At 63.7% G+C, this 18,510-nt stretch carries 16 protein-coding genes and 1 tRNA gene; 6 read left to right on the top strand and 11 right to left on the bottom strand.

The window, feature by feature from the left end; translation table 11 throughout:
- Window positions 1-44: 44 nt before the first annotated feature.
- The 3 genes from IM737_RS17260 (at window position 45) to IM737_RS17250 (ending at window position 3,581) form a co-directional block, all read left to right on the top strand.
- Window positions 45-719 (top strand): response regulator transcription factor, encoded by a 675-nt coding sequence (locus IM737_RS17260; protein WP_236896095.1) that lies wholly within the window; start codon window positions 45-47, stop codon window positions 717-719.
- On the top strand, window positions 709-3,174 hold the full coding sequence (locus IM737_RS17255) for a sensor histidine kinase (RefSeq protein WP_236896094.1): 2,466 nt from the start codon (window positions 709-711) through the stop codon (window positions 3,172-3,174). The genes IM737_RS17260 and IM737_RS17255 overlap by 11 nt, the downstream gene beginning before the upstream one ends.
- A 236-nt stretch (window positions 3,175-3,410) precedes the next feature.
- Window positions 3,411-3,581, top strand: coding sequence for a hypothetical protein (locus IM737_RS17250; RefSeq protein WP_236896091.1), 171 nt, complete (start codon window positions 3,411-3,413; stop codon window positions 3,579-3,581).
- Window positions 3,582-3,888: 307 nt separating this feature from the next.
- Here the strand turns inward: IM737_RS17250 and IM737_RS17245 are convergent, their stop codons facing one another.
- The 5 genes from IM737_RS17245 to IM737_RS17225 form a co-directional block, all read right to left on the bottom strand.
- Window positions 3,889-5,436, bottom strand: coding sequence for a tripartite tricarboxylate transporter permease (locus IM737_RS17245; protein WP_236896089.1), 1,548 nt, complete (start codon window positions 5,434-5,436; stop codon window positions 3,889-3,891).
- 16 nt (window positions 5,437-5,452) lie between these two features.
- Complete coding sequence (locus tag IM737_RS17240; protein ID WP_236896076.1) at window positions 5,453-5,938, bottom strand: tripartite tricarboxylate transporter TctB family protein; 486 nt, start codon at window positions 5,936-5,938, stop codon at window positions 5,453-5,455.
- Complete coding sequence (locus IM737_RS17235) at window positions 5,935-6,879, bottom strand: Bug family tripartite tricarboxylate transporter substrate binding protein (RefSeq protein ID WP_236896074.1); 945 nt, start codon at window positions 6,877-6,879, stop codon at window positions 5,935-5,937. The genes IM737_RS17240 and IM737_RS17235 overlap by 4 nt, the downstream gene beginning before the upstream one ends.
- Window positions 6,880-7,044: 165 nt before the next feature.
- Window positions 7,045-8,895, bottom strand: a complete 1,851-nt coding sequence (locus IM737_RS17230; protein WP_236896073.1) for a putative bifunctional diguanylate cyclase/phosphodiesterase — start codon at window positions 8,893-8,895, stop codon at window positions 7,045-7,047.
- Window positions 8,896-9,034: 139 nt separating this feature from the next.
- Window positions 9,035-9,781 (bottom strand): SDR family NAD(P)-dependent oxidoreductase, encoded by a 747-nt coding sequence (locus IM737_RS17225; protein ID WP_236896070.1) that lies wholly within the window; start codon window positions 9,779-9,781, stop codon window positions 9,035-9,037.
- A gap of 162 nt (window positions 9,782-9,943) precedes the next feature.
- Between IM737_RS17225 and IM737_RS17220 the strand changes: the two genes are divergently transcribed.
- Genes IM737_RS17220 through IM737_RS17210 form a run of 3 tightly spaced genes read left to right on the top strand, consistent with a single transcriptional unit; the run spans window position 9,944 to window position 14,757 of the window.
- Window positions 9,944-10,411: a GbsR/MarR family transcriptional regulator gene (locus tag IM737_RS17220; protein WP_236896067.1), complete on the top strand. Its 468-nt coding sequence runs from the start codon at window positions 9,944-9,946 to the stop codon at window positions 10,409-10,411.
- On the top strand, window positions 10,408-11,607 hold the full coding sequence (locus IM737_RS17215) for an efflux RND transporter periplasmic adaptor subunit (RefSeq protein ID WP_236896065.1): 1,200 nt from the start codon (window positions 10,408-10,410) through the stop codon (window positions 11,605-11,607). The genes IM737_RS17220 and IM737_RS17215 overlap by 4 nt, the downstream gene beginning before the upstream one ends.
- 3 nt (window positions 11,608-11,610) lie before the next feature.
- Window positions 11,611-14,757 carry an efflux RND transporter permease subunit gene (locus tag IM737_RS17210; protein ID WP_236896063.1) on the top strand — a complete coding sequence of 1,049 codons (3,147 nt, stop codon included), beginning with the start codon at window positions 11,611-11,613 and terminating at the stop codon, window positions 14,755-14,757.
- 47 nt (window positions 14,758-14,804) lie between these two features.
- Here IM737_RS17210 and IM737_RS17205 read toward each other — a convergent pair.
- The 6 genes from IM737_RS17205 to hisD form a co-directional block, all read right to left on the bottom strand.
- Window positions 14,805-14,880 (bottom strand) — tRNA-Phe (locus IM737_RS17205).
- Between the two features lie 226 nt (window positions 14,881-15,106).
- Entirely contained in the window at window positions 15,107-15,304 is a 198-nt protein-coding gene (gene yacG, locus IM737_RS17200) for a DNA gyrase inhibitor YacG (RefSeq protein WP_236896060.1), read from the bottom strand.
- A complete protein-coding gene (locus tag IM737_RS17195) occupies window positions 15,304-15,936 on the bottom strand; it encodes a Maf family nucleotide pyrophosphatase (RefSeq protein WP_236896058.1) in 633 nt (210 codons plus the stop codon). The genes yacG and IM737_RS17195 overlap by 1 nt, the downstream gene beginning before the upstream one ends.
- A gap of 14 nt (window positions 15,937-15,950) precedes the next feature.
- Window positions 15,951-16,169, bottom strand: a complete 219-nt coding sequence (infA, locus tag IM737_RS17190; protein ID WP_046138947.1) for a translation initiation factor IF-1 — start codon at window positions 16,167-16,169, stop codon at window positions 15,951-15,953.
- A gap of 75 nt (window positions 16,170-16,244) precedes the next feature.
- A complete protein-coding gene (locus tag IM737_RS21025; RefSeq protein ID WP_336886209.1) occupies window positions 16,245-17,216 on the bottom strand; it encodes a UPF0262 family protein in 972 nt (323 codons plus the stop codon).
- Window positions 17,213-18,505: a histidinol dehydrogenase gene (hisD, locus tag IM737_RS17175; protein WP_236896056.1), complete on the bottom strand. Its 1,293-nt coding sequence runs from the start codon at window positions 18,503-18,505 to the stop codon at window positions 17,213-17,215. The genes IM737_RS21025 and hisD overlap by 4 nt, the downstream gene beginning before the upstream one ends.
- Window positions 18,506-18,510: the final 5 nt, after the last annotated feature.

Raw genomic sequence — 18,510 nt, 5'->3', positions numbered from 1 at the left:
GCAGACCAAATCCTTAGTGTGGCACCGGGGAGAAACCGGCGCCGATGCGAATCCTGCTCGTCGAAGACAATGAAGACCTGGGCGAGGCGATCGAGAAACGCCTGCGCAGCGCCGGCCATTCGGTGGAATGGGTGCGCGACGGCAATGATGTGGTGTCGGCGGCCGAAGGCGACGATTTCGATGCGGTGGCGCTCGACCTGATGCTGCCCAATCGCGACGGCATCGGCTTGATCGCCGAATTGCGGCGGCGCAAGTTTTCGGCGCCCATTCTGGTCATCACGGCCCGTTCGGAAATCGACGACAAGGTGAGCCTTCTCGACCTTGGAGCCGACGACTATCTGGTCAAGCCGTTCGACCTGCGCGAGCTCGAAGCGCGATTGCGGGCGCTGATCCGACGCACGGGCGGCCAGACCTCCAGCATGCTTGCTGTCGGCAACCTCGAAATGGACCTGGCGGGGCTCAATGCCAGTATCGGCGGCAAGTCGCTGGAGCTGGGACGGCGCGAGTTCCGGCTGCTGGAAATCCTCGTCACCCATGTCGGAAGGGTGGTGCCCAAGGAGCGGTTGATGAACCAGCTGTTCAATTTCGACGAAGCGGTATCGGTCAACGCCTTGGAATTGCACATCTCCCGCCTGCGCAAGAAGTTGGAAGCCGCGGATATCGAGATCGGCACCGTGCGTGGCGTCGGCTATGTGGTGCGGGCGCCGCATGGCGGCTAGATCCTTCTCCATTCGCCGACGCATCGTCGCGCTCGCGCTCGCCCTGCTGCTGGCGGCGGCGGTAATCCTGATCGTGTTCATCCGGGACTATGCCGAAAGGGCCGCAGACCGGGCGTTTGACCGATTGCTGGCAGCGTCGGCACTGACGATTGCCGGGGCGGTGCAGGTGGAGGACGATACCGTCATTGTCGAACTGCCATTTGCCTCATTCGGCATGTTTTCCGGGCGCGATCGGGTGTTCTACGCCGTCGAAGACCCAAGCGGCCGAGCGGTGACGGGATATGAGGACCTGTCGGCGGAACTGCCGGAGCTGATATCGGCGGGGCCGGTTTTTGCCGATACGATGTATCGCGGCGAGCTGGTGCGGGTGGCGAGCGTCGGGCGGTTGACGTCGTCGGGCGGCGACGCCGACTGGGTGACCATCCATGTGGCCGAGACTCAGACCGAGCGCGAGGCGCTGGCGGGGGAAATCCTCTCCAATGCCATCGTGCCGGTGATTGCCCTGACGCTGCTGGCGGTGGCGCTGGTGTGGTTTGGCATCGGCCGCATGTTTGCCCCGCTCTACCAGTTGGAGCAGGAGCTGCGCGGGCGGGCGCCGGACGATCTGTCGCCGGTGGACGTGCCGGTGCCGGTGGAGGTCAGCCACCTGGTGAGCGGGCTCAATGCCTTCATGGCGCGGCTGGGCAGCGCGATGGAGCGGGTGACAGGGTTGGTGGCCGAGGCGGCGCATGAGGTGCGGACGCCGCTGGCCTCGCTGCGGGCGCAAGCCGAAGTGGCGATGGACGAACAGGATCCAGCGGCGCTGCGGGCGCGGGTGGGGCGAATCCATCAGGGCGCGGTGCAGGCCAGTCAGTTGGTCAGCCAATTGCTGATGGAAGCGACGATCTCGCATCGGCTGGAAAACCAGGAGAGCGACACGACCGCGTTCGGCCTAGTGGTGGACGAAGTGCGGCAGCGGCTCGACCCAGACCAGGCGGGACGGCTGGTGGTGAACCTGCCCGAGGCTGTGGCCGAAGCGCAAGTGCGTGGGGATCGCGTGGCGTTGCGCGAGATGATGCGCAATGTGGTGGACAATGCGCTGGTCTATTCGGATGGGCCGGTGGAAATCGGCGGCAGTGTCGAGGGCGGGATGATGCGGCTGGCAGTGAGCGATCGCGGGCCCGGCATTACCGACAGCGAGAAGCCGCTGGTGCTGGAGCGCTTCAAGCGCGGCGCGGCAAGCGGTTCGGCGGTGGGATCGGGGCTGGGTCTGTCCATCGTCAAGCGGGTGGTGGAAGCGCATCGCGGTGCGTTGCGGCTACAGGATAGGACCGGTGGGGGGCTGGTGGTGGAGATCGACCTGCCGACGGTGGGGCGCAATCCGAAGGTGGAGCAGTTGCGCAAGGCCTTGGGCTCGCTGGCGGCGCTGGTCGTGTGCCTGCTGGTGGCGGGGACCGACGATGCGCGGGCGGTATCGACCAGCTACCCGGCCTTGGATGGCAGCAGCAATACGGTGCTGACCATTGTCGGGGTGACGGACACGCCGCTGTTCGCCCAGTTCATAGCCGGGTTCCAGGCGATCCGGCCGGACGTGACCGTTGTCTACGAGGAGACGGACTCTCTGCCGCTCTATCAGCGCTACCTGGCCGGTGACATGGAGCCGAAGCCGGACCTGCTGATCAGCTCAGCGTCGGACCTGCAAATCAAGCTCGCCAATGATGGCTATGCGCTGGCCTATGATAGCCCCCATCTCGGCGGACTGCCGGACTGGGCGCACTGGCGCAACGAAGTGTTCGGCTTCACGTTCGAACCGGCTGTCATCATCTACAATCCGGATCGGATCAGTGCCGACGAGGTGCCGCGCACGCATCTGCGGCTGGCGGAGATGTTGGAGACGCAGACCGAGCGGTTTCGCGGGTTGATCGCGACCTATGACATTGCGGTTTCGGGTGTGGGCTATCTGCTGGCGGCGCAAGACCAGGTGATCTCGTCGAACTTCTGGCGCCTGGCGGCGGCGTTCGGGCGGGTCAATGCGCAGTTCTCGGGGTCTAGCCCGGCCATTCTCAACGGGGTAGCCGATGGGTCGCTGGCGCTGGGCTATAATGTGCTGGGTTCGTATGCGTTTGCGCGCAAGGCAGCGGGAGCCAATATCGAGATCGTGGTGCCGGACGATTACGTGCTGGTGCTGACGCGATCGATGCTGATCCCCAGGGATGCGCCCTACCCTGACCTGGGCAAGGCTTTCGTCGATTTTGCGCTGTCGCCGGCGGGACAGGCTGTCGCGGCCGGGCAGACGGCGCTTGGCTCGGTGGTCACTGGCGCCGAGGGCGAGTGGACGAGCGAGGCGATTGCGGCCCGGGGCAAGGGTGTGATTCAGCCGATCCCGCTGGGGCCGGCATTGCTGGTGTCGCTCGATCAGCAGCGGCGGAAGCGGTTTCTGGATACGTGGGGAGAGATCGTTTCGCCCAAGCCGTGACGTGGCAGAGATCCTTCTCCAAAGGGCATCCGTCCATGCCCATGACGCATGGATAGGACAAAGGTCTTAGCTTACAGGGGAAATTCGGGCGTTTTCTAGGAATTTGACACCGACATGCGCACTAATCGCATAGCTGGCGTGTGGTTTTGCCCCTAGCACAACCAGCCTATCGAGCCCATTTGTCTAGTCATGAAAGCGACCCGGCAATTCGGTCTGGTCTTTAGAGGAACTGGCAAATGAGCAACCCGCGCAAGTCTTTCTTGGCGACCCTTGGTACCTTCGTGGAAGTGTTCGGCAGTGCTGCTGCCGTCTCCAACGCGGTCGAGGGTGGGCGTGCTCCAAAGGCCAAGCACCTCAAGGCCCTCGGTATCGATCCTGGCGCTTTCCGTTCGATCGGTAAGCTCTAGTAGTCTGGAGAGCGCTAGATGCTTCGGCTTTGCCGAAGCCGCGCTCAATTCCTTGGCTGTCGGAGTCGTCCAAAAAGTGAGAACTTTTTGGTCCGACGTAATGGCGACGCGTTTCCCTCCCTGTACGCAGCGCCGAGTCGTCGATTGAATGTGAGAAGGCCCGGACGCCAGTGATGGCGTCCGGGCCTTTGTTTTGTCTACATTGGGGCACGACCTCGTCCTTCGACAGGCTCAGGATGAGGTCTACTGTTGTGTCCCATTTGCAGTAGACCTCATGGTGAGCTTGTCGAACCACGAGGTCGTGGCATCAGTCCTCGTCGCTGGCCATTGAAGCCAGCATGGCGCCCTTGCCGCGGAGGCGGAAGTAGAGCGGGACCAGCACGGCAGCTGCCGCCACGATATAGAGCGTGATGGCGATGGGCGAGTGGAACAGCACCGTCCAGTCGCCCTGGCTGATGGCCAGCGCTCGTCGGAGCTGTTGCTCGGCCATGGGGCCGAGGATAAGGCCGACCACCACCGGGGCGATGGGATAGCCGAAGCGGCGGAGCAGGTAGCCCAGGATGCCGAAAGTCAGCAGCAAGATCAGCTCGAAGGAATAGCTGAACGGGCCGAGACGGCCGGACATGGCGCCATTGGCACCCAGCGTGCCCAGGGTGGCGAAGACCAGGATGCCACCATAGAGCCAAGGCTTTGGAATGGTCAGCAGCTTCACCCACAGGCCGATCAGCGGCAGGTTGAGCACGATCAGCATGAAATTGGCGACGAGCAGGCTGGCGATCAGCGCCCAGACCAGGCTGGCATTGTTGGTGAACAGCAATGGGCCAGGCTGCAGACCGAACTGCTGGAAGCCGGCCAGCATGATGGCGGCGGTGGCCGTGGTCGGTAGGCCGAGGGTGAGAAGTGGCACAAGCGTGCCCGCGGCCGAGGCATTGTTGGCGGCCTCTGGACCAGCGACGCCCTCGATGGCGCCGTGGCCGAATTCCTCGGGCTTTTTGGCGAAGGTCTTTTCGGCGCTGTAGCTCAGGAAGCTGGCGACATCTGCACCGCCCGCAGGCATAGCGCCGATGGGAAAACCGATAGCGGTCCCGCGCAGCCACGGAATCCAGCTGCGCTTCCAGTCCTCTTTATTCATCCAGACCGAGCCTTTAACGGCCAGGACTTCCTCTTTCACCGCATTGCGGTCGGCGGCGATCTTGAGGGTTTCGCCGATGGCGAAAAGGGCCACGGCGAGCGTGGTCACTTCGATGCCATCGAGCAGATCGGGGATGCCGAAGGTGATGCGCGACTGGCCGGTCTGCATGTCGATGCCGATAATGCCGAGGCCCAGGCCGATGAAGAGCGCGGTGAGGCCGCGCAGGGCGCTATCGCCGAAGGCAGCGGAGACGGTAATGAAGGCCAGCACCATCAGCGCAAAATACTCGGCAGGGCCGAAGGCCAGTGCGAGCTTTACCACCCAGGGCGCGACGAAGGCCAAGGCCAGCGTGGCGATCAAGCCGGCGACGAAAGAGCCGATGGCCGCCGTTGCAAGGGCGGGACCGCCTCTGCCCTTGCGAGCCATCTTGTTGCCCTCGAGCGCGGTGACGATCGAGGCGGATTCACCCGGCGTATTGAGCAGGATGGACGTGGTCGAGCCGCCATACATGCCGCCATAGTAGATGCCGGCGAACATGATCAGTGAGCCGGCCGGGTCGAGCTTGTAGGTGACGGGCAGCAACAGTGCCACCGTCAGCGCCGGGCCGATGCCGGGCAGCACGCCGACGGCAGTGCCCAGGGTCACGCCAATCAGCGCATAGATGAGGTTCTGCCACTGGAGCGCGGCGATCAGGCCCTGGCCGAGAAGTCCGAAAGTATCCATGGGTGACGGCTTCCGATCAGGGAATGAGGCGTTCGAGCGGGCCCGACGGCAGCGACAGCTGCAAGCCCTTGGCGAAGATCAGCCAGACGATGAAGGCAAAGACGATGCCGAGCGGGATGGTCTGCCAGAGCGGACCACGGCCGAAGGCCTTGGCAGTACAGGCAAAGAGAATGCCGGTGGCCACTGCGAAGCCGGCGGTGGTCAACAGCAGCAGTTGAGCGACGAGGCCGCCGATGATCCAAAAGATCGGCTTCAAATCGTCTTTGTCGCGCGCCGGGAAACCGTTGCGCAGGGCCGATACAACGGTGCCGACCGACAGGCAAAGCAGGCCACCTGCGATGATATAGGGAAAGACGGTAGGGCCGACGCGGGCCTGGATGGGGGGCACGCGCATCTGGCTGGTCTGCCAGATGATGACCGCAGCGATGGCGGCGAGAATGGCCGCTATGGCAAGCGCCGCCCCATCGGGGCGGCGCGAGAGATTGGGTTCGCCTGCGCTCACTGCACCAGCCCGATTTCTTTCAGGATGGCGGCGGTCGCCTCGGTATCGGCGGCAAGCTGGGCGGTGAAGGCATCGCCGGCCAGGTAGGTATTGACCCAACCCTTGGTCTCAAGCGTGGTCTTCCAGGCGGCCGAGTTGACCATCTTTTCGATGTCGGCGTTGATGGCGGCCTTCTGCTCGTCGGTGATGCCGGGGGCAGCGGCGACCATGCGCCAGTTCTGCACGGCAACATCGACGCCGGCTTCCATCAGGGTCGGGGCTTCGACGCCGGGGACGCGGGTGTCGGTGGAGACGGCGAGAATGCGCAGTTCACCGGCTTCGATCTGCGAAGCGAATTCGCTGTAGCCGGAAATGCCGACGGTCACCTGGCCACCGAGCACGGCAGCCAGAGCTTCACCACCGCCCGAATAGGCGATGTAGTTGACGGCGGTCGGATCGGCACCGACGGCCTTGGCGATGAGGCCAGCCGTGATGTGATCGGCGCCACCGGCCGAACCACCGGCCCAGGCGACAGCACCAGGCTCAGCCTTGAGCTTAGCGACGAGGTCGTCGAGCGTCTGGATGTCGGAAGCGGCAGGAACGACGATGGCGATGGCTTCGCCGGTAAGGCGGGCGATCGGGGTGACCATGTCGAGGGTGACGGGCGAAGCGTTGGTCAGGATGGCGCCGACCATCACATAGCCGCCGACGATCAGGGCATCAGGATTGCCAGTCGATTCGTTGACGAATTGAGCCAGGCCGATGGTGCCACCGGCGCCGGGAACGTTGGTGACCTGCACATTGCCCGAAATGCCATCGGCCTGGAGGGCTTCCTGCATGGAGCGGGCAGTCTGGTCCCAGCCGCCGCCGGGGGCAGCAGGGGCCATGATGGAGTAGTCGGCAGCGAAAGCGGGGACGGCCATTGCGCCAGAAATCAGCGCGGCCAAGAGCAGCTTGTTCATAGAACCTCCCATGTCATATCCGGAACGTCGTTGCGTTCGTGACAGGGACCATAGAGCGGCTGCCTGTCACCGTCCTGTCAGCACGGGCTTGCACCCATCGACTTTGGTCGGGTCAGATATTTCGAGTCGAGATTGCGCCGGCCCGCACGGAATTGCAACGCCCGCTCAGGCGATAAGGCGTTGGGATGGCTCGGGCCGTTGGGTGGGCTTCTGGGCGAACATGGACAGGAGCCGCGTCGTGTCCTCGACCGAGCCAGGGCGGGCGAAGAGGTAGCCCTGCCCGAGCGTGCAACCCAGCTTGCTCAGCGCTTCGGCCTGCTCCGCCGTCTCGATGCCCTCGGCGACGATCTTCATATCGAGCTTGCGGGCGATGTCGATGATGGCGCCGACGACGACGTCGCTGGCATGGCCGGTGCCGATGCGATCGACGAAGGACTTGTCGATCTTGATCACATCGACCGGAAAACTTAGCAGGTGGGTGAGCGAAGCAAAACCGGTGCCGAAATCGTCGAGTGCAACCAGCAGGCCCCTCTTGCGGAGGGCACCAACAGCCTTCGGCACCATCTGATCGCTGCCGCCCATAAAGACGGCTTCGTTGACTTCGAGGATGATGTGCTTCAGCGGCACGCCGGCGCGCTCGAACGTGTCGACGATGCGGTGCTCAAGATCGCCACGCTGGAAATCACCGGTGGTGACGTTGATGCCGACATGCTGGAAGTCCATCCCCATGTCGAGCCAGTTGCGGATGTCCGACGCCACCTGATCCAGCATCTGCCCAGTGAGCTGCCAGGCGATGCGCGGATCTGCCAGGGCGGCGTGGAACTCGCCAGCCGAGGCAATGCGACCATCAGGCATCTGCATGCGGGCAAGTGCTTCGAGCCCAACGATCTCGGCAGTCTCGAGCCGGACGATGGGCTGGTAGTGGGCCAGCATGCGATGTTCGGACAAGGCAGAATCGACGCTACGCACCATGCTGGCGCGCTCAAGCATTGAGGTGCGCAGGCCGGGGCTGAAGCGGATATAGCCGCCGCGCCGGATTTCCTTGGCGTGGTACAGCGCGAAATCGGCATTCTGGCTGAGCGAGGCGCCATCGATGCCGTCGGGGCCGAACAGGGCGCCGCCAATGGTGATATGCGGATCGAGCGTCTGCTCGCCGGCCTGGATGAGGCCGCGTACGGAAGCCAGCATGCGCGTCGCGGCATTCTTGAGCGTGCGCTCATTGGCGCAGTCAGTCACCAGCACGGCGAATTCATCGCCGCCGAGACGACAGGCGAGGAGCGATGGATCGGCGGCCGCAATACGCTCGGCGACGGTGCGGATCAGGAGATCGCCAAAGACATGGCCAACCGTATCGTTGACCACCTTGAGGTGGTCGATATCGACCAGCAGAAGGCCGAAGGGTTCTTCCATACCCACATGCCTGGTCAGCAACTCGTTGAAATGGCCGCGATTGGGCAGGCCGGTCAGCGCATCGAAATAGGCGAGCCGGTAGTTTCGCTCGCGCACCTGCTCATGCTCGATGGCAATGGCGCACAGATGCAGACAGGTTGCCACGATGCTTCGCTCAAGGTCGTTGGGGGCGCGCGGCGTGCGGAAATAGAAGGCGAAGGTCGCCACGACGCGGCCATCGCGCGACTGGATGGGGCTGGACCAGCAAGCAGACAGGCCCAGCGGGCCAGCGAGGCCGCGGTAGTCGTCCCACAGCGGATCGGTGGCGATATCGGTGACAATGACCGGTTCGTTGCGGAAGGCGGCGGTGCCGCATGATCCGCTACAGGGTCCAATGGAAAGACCTTCAATAGCGCTGGAATAGGCAAGCGGCAGGCTTGGCGCCGCCAGCGGGTGCAACACGCCTTCGGCATCGACCGAGAGAATGGAACAGATCGCATCGGGCGCCAGTTCCTCGGCGCGGCGGCACAGCATATCGGCAATCGCCAGAAGCGGCTCGCCACACGCGACTGCCTCGAGTACCTCGGTCTGTAGACGCAGCAGCAGCGCGCTATCGGCCAGAACCATCTCGGACCCCCTCGAACCCTGCAGCGACAATACGGGAGCCAAATGAAATCGGCGTTCTGAAGATGGGGTGGATTTTACCGATTGCGCTAAGAAGTCGTTGAGCAGCCCCTCCGCAGCTCGGGCCGGCATGGTGCCGGCGCTAGTAGGTCGTCCGCCCGCCCGAGAGATCGAACACGCTGGCGGTGGTGAAGCTGTTGTCCTTGCTGACCAGCCAGGCCACCATTGCGGCGGCTTCGTCGACCTCGAGGAAGCGACCGCGGGGGATGCGGACCAGCATGTATTCGATGAACTCGGGCGTGAGTGTATCGAGGATGCGCGTCTTGGCGGTGGCCGGGGTAATGGCGTTGACCGCGATGTCGAACTTGGCCAGCTCCTTGCCCAGCGACTTGGTGAGCCCGATGACACCGGCCTTGGCGGCGGAATAGGCCGAGAGGTTGGGATTGCCCTCCTTGCCGGCAACCGAGGAGATGTTGACGATGCGCCCGTAATTGCGGGCCTTCATGCCCGTTATGACGGCCTTGTTGACATAGAAGGTGCCGTTGAGATTGACCTCGACGACACGGCGCCACTCGTCCGGGTCATAGTCTTCCAGGCTTGCATTGGTGCCAGCAATGCCTGCCGAATTGACCAGGATGGAGACCGGGCCGATGTGCTTTTCGACCTGGGCATGTGCGCCAACGAGTCCGGGATAGTCGGTAATATCGACCACCTGGCTGGACGCGGCTGCGCCAAGCGCGGCCGTCGCATGCGCCAGCATATCGGCATTGGTGTCCCATAGGCTGACCTTGGCGCCGCTCTCGATCAAGCGCTTGGCCATGGCAAATCCTAGGCCCTGGGCCCCACCCGTAATGACAGCGGTCTGGCCGTGAAGATCGATCTGGTTCATGGAAAAGGGCTTTCAGCGCAATAAGGGCAGACGGACAAGCCGAGCGGCAAGTCATTGTGTGACAATGGCGGCTCATTGAACAGCCCATGTCAGGGGGCGACTCGACGAGTTTACTTCGTCTTGTTCATTCAGTATGTATTGAATGAACAGAAGGATACCAGCATGTCTGCAACCAAGCGGTTCGTCGAGGAATTCGGACTGATCTCCCAGGAAGGCGGCGATTCTCGCATTTCCGGGCGGATAATGGGCCTGCTTGTCGTGGCTGGACATGAGCTGAGCCTCAGCCAGATCAGCGAGCGCCTGGGTGTCAGCCGGGCCAGCGTCAGCACCAATGCGCGTCAGCTGGCGCGACGCGGCGCGATCAGGCTCACGGCGCATGCGGGAGACCGACAGGACTATTACCAGCTGTCCAACCTCTCTTATGTCGATGTGATCGGAGAAATCGCCGGGCGCTTCAAGCGACATGCCAGGACCATACAATCCTGTGTCGTGGAGATGCGGGATGAGGATGCCAAGGCCGCTGAGCGGGCCGCCGGCATGCAGGAATTCTTCGAAAAGTCGGCCGAAATTCTGGACGATTGGGCCAATTCCCTCCGCACGGGCGGGACGATGCGAAAGGACGCCAAATGAGCACTGCACACGAAAAGCCTGACTGGGCGCAGAGCCGGCGCGAAAAGCGCAATGCAGAGCGGGTGGCGCAGGGTCTGAAGCCGAAGCGTCGCATCGGCCCCTGGATCGTCCTGGCACTGGTCATCGCAGGCGTGGTGGCGTTCGTCTTCCTGCGGCCGAGCGCAGCGCCAACTGAGCAGCCGGCAGAGGCGGAAACCGCCATTATCAGGCAAATCCGCCAGTCAGAAACTTTGACGATCGCGCCAACCACCCTGCGGGAAACCGTCAAGGTTACGGGTACGCTCATACCGAGCCAGCGTTCCGATGTGTCGTCACAGGCTTCCGGTCGCGTGATGGCGGTGATGGTCCGCCCGGGCGATACGGTTCGGGAGGGTGATGTGCTCGCCCAGATCGACCGGGCGACGCTGGAACTGCAGCTCAATCAGCAGCGCGCCACCGCCAATGCCACCCGGGCGCAGCTTCAATCCTCCCAGCAACAGCTCGAACGCACCGAACAGCTGGCGGTCCAGGGCAATGCCAGCCCCTCGACGCTGGAACAGGCGCGCTCGGCAGCGGCGGCGCTTCAAGCCCAAGTCGATGCGCTCGATAGCGCGGTCGAGACTGCGGAACTGGCGCTGGCCAATGCCACTGTGAAGTCGCCATTGGCCGGCATCATATCATCGCGCTCGGTCGAGCCCGGACAGACCATCCAGGCCGGAACGGCGCTCTTTACCGTGGTCAATCTTGGGAAGATGGAGTTCGAGGCTGCGGCTTCGGTCAATTCCAGCGCCAGGGTGATCGCCGGGCAGAGTGCGGTTGTGACCGTCACCGGTCTCGATGGGCAGGAATTTGCCGGAACGGTGAGCCGCGTCAACCCGGTGGCCCTCGCCGGAACGCGGACCGTGCCGATCTATATCGACCTTCAAAATGCCGAGAACCACCTGCGCGGCGGCATGTTCGCGACGGGGCAGATCACGGTCAGCGAACAGACCGACGCCCTGGCTGTCCCGGCAGCAGCGCTGCGCGAGGACGCGGAGGGTCAATTTGTGCTCAAGCTCGACGGCGATGTGTTTGTTCGACAAGCGGTCGAGACCGTCCGCGAATGGGCACGCGGCAGCATGATCGAGGTCACCGGCCTTGCAGCGGGGGATGTCGTCGTATCGGCCCCGCTCGATGAGCTGCAACCCGGCGAAGCCTATACGCTGGTGGAGGGCTAACCGATGTTTCTCACCCGCATCAGCGTCAACCATCCGGTGTTTGCGACCATGATCATGGTCGCGATCATGGTCTTCGGCGTCTATTCCTATCAGCGCCTGCCGATCGAGCAGCTGCCCGACGTGGACTTCCCCGTCGTCGCGGTGGTGGTCAGCTATCCGGGGGCCTCGCCCGAGGCAGTCGAGGCGGACATCGTCGAGCCCATCGAGAACGCCGTCAACACCATTGCCGGGCTCGACACCGTCCAGTCCACGGCCCAGTCCGGCCAGGCCATGGTGCTGATGATCTTCAACCTCGAGGCCAGCTCGCAGGAAAAGCTGCAGGAGGTCCGCGACAAGATTGACCCGATCCGCGCGGTGTTGCCCGACGCCGCCGGCGATCCGCGCATCCTGCGCTTCGACCCCAGCGACCTGCCTCTGCTGTCCCTGGCGGTCAGCTCGAGCACCCTGTCGCCGCGCGACCTGACCGCGCTGACCGAGGACCTCATAGCGACGCGCATCTCCAATATCGACGGCGTCGGCAGCGCCTCGGTCGTCGGCGGCGTGCCGCGCCAACTCAACATCGAGATCGATCCCGACCGTTTGGCCGCCTTCAACATCAGCCCGGATGCCGTGGTCAATGCGCTCCAGGCCGCCAATCGCGACCTCGCTGCCGGCTCGATTACCCGCGACAGCATCGTGCAATCCATCCAGGTGCTAGGCCGCCTGGAGGATGAACAGGATTTCTACGACGTAACGGTCGGCAACCAGGGCGGGCAACCCGTCACCCTGCGCGATGTCGCGACCATCGTCGACGGCACCGGCGAAGCGAGCAGCCTGGCCATTCTCAACGGCGAACGGGCTTTGGCGATCGACGTACTCAAGACCCAGGGCGCCAATACGGTTGGGGTGGCAGAAAACATCCGCGAGGCGATTGCCGAGCTGCAGGCCGGAGAACTGCCCGGCGGCGTCGACATTCAGGTCGTTGTCGACAATGCCGAGCCGGTGGAGAACTCATTCCACGCCGTGCAGAATATGCTGATCGAAGGCGCGCTCCTCGCCGTCGTCATCGTGTTCCTGTTCCTGAATTCCTGGCGTTCGACGGTCATCACCGGGCTCACGCTGCCCATCTCGATCATCGGGGCGATGATCGCGCTCAACTTTCTCGGCTTCACCCTCAACATGATGACGCTGCTGGCACTGTCGCTGGCCGTGGGCATCCTGATCGACGACGCTATCGTGGTGCGCGAGAACATCACGCGACACCTGCATATGGGCAAGTCGCACCGGCAGGCTGCGTTCGACGGCACCAACGAAATCGGGCTGGCGGTGATGGCGACGACGCTGTCCATCGTCGCCGTGTTCCTGCCGGTGGCCTTCATGGACGGGATCATGGGGCGATTCTTCCTGCAGTTCGGCGTCACCGTGTCGGTGGCGGTGCTGATCTCGCTGTTTGTCGCCTTCACGCTCGACCCAATGCTATCGAGCGTCTGGTACGACCCGGCAGCCAACCCCAAGGCCAAGCGCGGCCCGATCGGCAGGGCGGTGCAGCAGTTCGATCGCCTGTTCGAGTGGATCACCAATGGCTATCGCGGGCTGATCCGCTGGAGCCTCAAGTTCCGCAAGACCGTGCTGTTGATCGCCCTGCTCTCCTTTGTCGGAGCGATCGCGCTTTTTCCGCGAGTGGGCGTCGAATTCATTCCAGTCACTGACAACGGCATCTTCACCGTATCGGTGGAAACGCCGGCCGGCTCGTCCAAGGAAGCAACGGCCGCCAAGCTGCGGCAGGCGGAGAACATCATCCGCGCCTATCCAGAGGTGGAGCGCACCTATTCGACAATTGGCGGCGGGCTTGCCGCGTCGGGCGCCAATAGCGGCACCCTGACGGTTACCATGATCGACAAGACGTTGCGCAGCGTGACGCCGCAGGCGTTCATGCCCGGCATCCGCCGCGCGCTGGAAGCCATTCCGGGCGCGGAGTTCCAGGTCTCCTCGGCATCAGGTCTGGGCGGGTCGTCGGCACCGGTCTCGGTGACGCTTTATGGCGAAAGCTTCAGTGTCCTCGATCGGCTGTCCGACGAGTTGGTGGCGAAGCTGAATGCCATACCTGGCCTGATCAACATTACGTCGAGCCTCGACGAGGCGCAGGCGGTTGTCGGCATCCGGATCAACAGTGACCTGGCCGACAATCTGGGCGTCTCGATGGCTCAGATCGTCGCAACGCTCGGGCCGCTGATCAGCGGCGAGGATGTCGCCAACTGGACCGCCCAGAATGGTCAGGTCTACTCGGTCGTTGTGCGACTGCCCGAGACCTTGCGTAATGACGTCGACGCGATCGGCAACCTGCCGATTGCCCAATCAGGCGCCACCGGATCGAGCCAGATGATCACGCTCAGCCAGGTGGCCGAGGTGGTGGAAAGCACCGGACCGGCGACGATCAACCGGCAGGATCTGCAGCGCGGCGTCACCATCGAGGCTTATCTCGAAGGGGTCGAGTTGGGCACTGTCTCGCCGCAGCTGCAGCAGGCGGTCGACAGTCTCAACCTGCCAACCGGCTATCGCACGTCCTTCGGCGGTGATGTGGAGCAGATCGCCGATACGATGGGCGCGGTGGGCTCGGCTTTGCTGCTGGCAGTGATCTTCATCTACCTGGTTCTCGCCAGCCAGTTCGGCAGCTTCCTGCAGCCGGTCGCCATCATGGGCTCGCTGCCACTGGCGCTGATCGGCGTAATGGTGGGACTTCTGGTTGGCGGCTCGACGCTCAACATGTTCTCGGCCATCGGCTTCATCATGCTGATGGGCCTGGTGGTGAAGAACGCCATTCTCCTGGTCGACAATGCCAATCAGCACGTCAGGGACGGCCAGAACCTCTACGAGGCGCTGGTCGAGGCCGGCGCAACGCGGTTCCGCCCGATCATCATGACCACGCTGGCCATGATCTTCGGCATGCTGCCGCTGGCATTGAACCTCCATGCCGGCAGCGGCGAGAATGCGCCCATGGCGCATGCGGTGATCGGCGGTCTGATCAGCTCGACAGCATTGACCCTGGTCGTGGTGCCAGTGCTGCTGACCTACATCGACAGCTTCAGCGCCTTCACCCGCCGCTTCCTGCCAAAGGCTCCTGACGACGCGGAGCATTCGGGCGCGGCAAAGGAGCGGGGCGCGGCGGAGTAAGCGCGCGTGCACTATGGCGCGCAGGGGGCGAACGATTTGGAAAGTAGTGGTGCCCGGGACCGGAATCGAACCAGTGACACGCGGATTTTCAATCCGCTGCTCTACCAACTGAGCTACCCGGGCAACGGGGCGGGAGGTCCGCCCGGCTTGAAGCCATCGGCCTTATAGGGGATGGGTTTTGAGGGTGCAAGCGGGAAAAGGGCTTGTGGAAAAGGAGTTTGGCGCGTGGGCACCAAAGTGCCCCATCTCCTTCTATCGGCGACCGTTTCGGCAAGATCCACGACTACCAACAAGGCCCGCTCACCCGGCGCTGCGCGCCGACCTCTCCCCCAGAGGGAGAGGTGAAGGCTTAGATATTATCGTCTTCGTTGTGGTCGGGGATAGAATCGTCGTTCTCCGCCGATGGCTCATCATCGCGGGCCGGGATGACGTAGCTGCCGGTCAGCCAGCGGTTGAGGTCGACATCGGCGCAACGCTTGGAGCAGAAGGGCTTGTAGGCTTCGACTGTCGGCTTGCTGCAGATGGGGCACTTTTTTGCAGCAGGCATCAGACGCCGGACGACTGGTTGAGCCAGTTGAAGTGGACCGGGTAGCCCTCACCCGCCAGCAACTGGGCAGTTTCCATCAGCGGCAGGCCTACAACGGCGGAATAGGAGCCGGAGAGCTTGACCACGAAGGCGCCGGCAATGCCCTGGATGGCGTAGCCACCGGCTTTGTCGCGCCATTCGGCGCTGGCCAGATAGGCTTCCATCTCGCGGGTGGAGAGGCGCTTGAAGCGAATGCGGGTCTCGACCAGGCGCTGGCGCTTGGCGCCGGAGGCCGTGAGGACCGTCAGCGCGGTATAGACCCGGTGGGCGCGGCCGGAGAGCATGGAAAGGCATTCGGTCGCCTCCTCCATGGTTTCGGCCTTGGGCAGGATGCGGCGGCCGACGGCCACGACGGTATCGGCGGCCAGCACGATGGCGCCCTGGCCGAAGCCGGCCGAGCGTGCCTTGTGTTGGGCCGTCAGAGCCTTGAGATCGGCCAGGCGCGTTGCCAGCTTGCGCGGCAGCTCGCCCTTTTCCGGGGTCTCGTCGACATGAGCGGGCACCAGATGCTCGGGCTCGATGCCGATCTGGTTGAGCAGAGCGAGCCGGCGCGGCGAGGCGGAGGCCAGGATCAGATCCGGACGGCTTGCCATGCGGGCTTCTCAGTTCACTTGAAGCGGTAGGTGATGCGACCCTTGGTCAGGTCGTAGGGCGTCATTTCGCACAGGACCTTGTCGCCAGCCAGGACACGGATGCGATTCTTGCGCATGCGACCGGCGGTGTGGGCGATGATCTCATGTTCGTTCTCCAGCTTGACCCGAAAGGTCGCGTTGGGAAGCAATTCGACGACCACGCCCGGGAATTCGAGCACTTCTTCCTTAGCCATACTGTCTCCAGAAAGACCCCGCGCAGCTCGGATTGGCGCGCCAGGGGTCGGAAATTGCGCGGAACCTACTTCAATTCAATGGATTTGTGAACCACCGGAAACCAGTGGTTCCAGACGGGCCCGAACCTTCTTCCTGAGACTGTCGCGCAGCTCGCGATAGGCGCTCAAGACGAGCTCGCGATTGCCTTCGACCAGGGACGGATCAGGAGTCTTCCAATGCTCGACCGCACCGGCCTCGAGGCCCTTGCGGCTGACCGCTTCGGGCGCGTCATCGGAGAGGGTGATGACGAGATCGAACCGGTTGGCGACGAGTTCATCGAGGATATGGGGCGTATGGACGCTCATATCAATGCCGATCTCTTCCATCACAGCATGCACAAACTGATCGGCCTTGCCTCCATTGACCCCGACCGAGCGGGCGATGATGCGGCCGGGAAAGGCCTGGCGGGCAAGGGCAGCGGCGATGGGCGAGCGAACCGAATTCATCGAGCAGACGAAGAGGACGGAGGGCAGTTCGCTGGTCGCCTCGTCGATACGTGAGGCATAGGGCTGCACGGCGCAGATGAGCGTGAAGAGGCGCCGGGCAGTGTTGAGATCGATGATGATCTTGTTGTCCAGCCGGGTGCGCAGCAGTTCGGCCGCCTCGTTGTGCATGCCGCGGCGGGCCATATCGACGGTTTCGATCTGGAACGGCTGGGCCGAGCGGATGGCCTCGTAATAGGCGTCGCGGATGCGGAAATAGTCGCGGATGAGGCGGCGGAATGGGGTCAGCGACAGGTAGTGCGCGGCGATGGGCTGGAAGGTCTCGGGATTGCGCACATCGAGCACGATCGAATTGCCGACGATGGACATGTGGAGCGCATAAGGCCCGGTGGCCTTGACGCGGGCCGGGCGGAAGCTGTTGTCCTCGAGCAGGTCGTAGATGGCGATGCGCCATTCATGCACCTCGTCAGGATTGATCGAGGTGATGGTATTGGGGTCGAGCGTAACGGTGACCAGTCGATCGGTGTTGGCCGCCTTGGCCTCTGTCCCCATCGAGATGCTCAACGATTGAGCCTTATGGAAATGGAACGGCCGTGGCCATCGAGGGCCTCGACTTCCGAGAGGATGACAGCCGCTTCGGCAAGGGCCGACAGCGAGGACGGATCGCAACCCAGGATCGAGGTGCGCTTCATGAAATCGAGCACGCCCAGGCCCGAGGCGAAGCGGGCGGTGCGGGCGGTGGGCAGCACGTGGTTGGAGCCGCCGACATAATCGCCAATGGCCTCCGGCGTGTGGTGACCGAGAAAGATCGCGCCGGCATGGCGGATGGCGGAGACCAGGGACTGCGGATCGTCGATCGCCAGTTCGACATGCTCGGAGGCGATGCGGTTGGCCAGGGTAGCCGCTTCGGTCAGGGAGGCGACGGTGATGACGGCGCCGAATTCGTTCCAGCCGTCGCGCGCGATGTTCTCCTTGGGGAGCAGGGAGAGCTGGCGATCGACCTCGGCCTCGACGGCATCGGCCACGCCGTATTCGGTGGTGATGAGTATCGACTGGGCGCCGCCGCCATGCTCGGCCTGGGCGATGAGATCGGCGGCGATCCAGGCGGGGTTGGCGGAGCCATCGGCGATGACCAGGACTTCAGATGGGCCGGCGATCATGTCGATCCCGACCTGGCCGAAGACCTGGCGCTTGGCAGCTGCGACATAGGCGTTGCCGGGGCCGATGACCTTGTCGACCCTGGGAATGGTCGCGGTGCCATAGGCCAGGGCCGCGACAGCTTGAGCACCGCCGATGCGGTAAATCTCGGTGACGCCTGCAATCTGGGCCGCGAGCAGGATGGCGGCAGCGATCTGGCCATTGGGCGTCGGCACGACCATGGCGATGCGCTCGACGCCGGCCACCTTGGCGGGCACCGCGTTCATCAGAACTGAGGACGGATAGGAGGCGAGGCCGCCGGGGACATAGATGCCGGCGGCATCGACCGGCGTCCAGCGTGAGCCGAGGGTGACGCCGAGATGATCGGTATAGACCTGATCGACCGGCTTCTGCTTTTGGTGATGGGCGCGAATGCGATCATGCGCGAATTGCAGAGCGGCGCGGACCTCCGGGGTGACTCGGTCTGCGGCGGCGGAAATTTCGGCCTCGGTGATCTGCAGCGTATCGGCGCTGACGCCGGCCCTGTCGAACTTGTTGGTCAGTTCGACCACGGCGTCGTCGCCGCGGGCGCGGACATCGGCGATGATGGCTGCAACGGTGTCGTTGACGTCCTGGCTGGATTCGCGCTTGCCCGACAGCAGGCTCTGGAACTGCTGCTCGAAATCGGCATCGGCGCTATCGAGGCGAATGGGCATCAGAA

This window comes from Devosia sp. SL43, from assembly GCF_021729885.1.
GTDB lineage: Bacteria > Pseudomonadota > Alphaproteobacteria > Rhizobiales > Devosiaceae > Devosia.
This window is presented reverse-complemented; position numbering and strand designations above follow the sequence as displayed.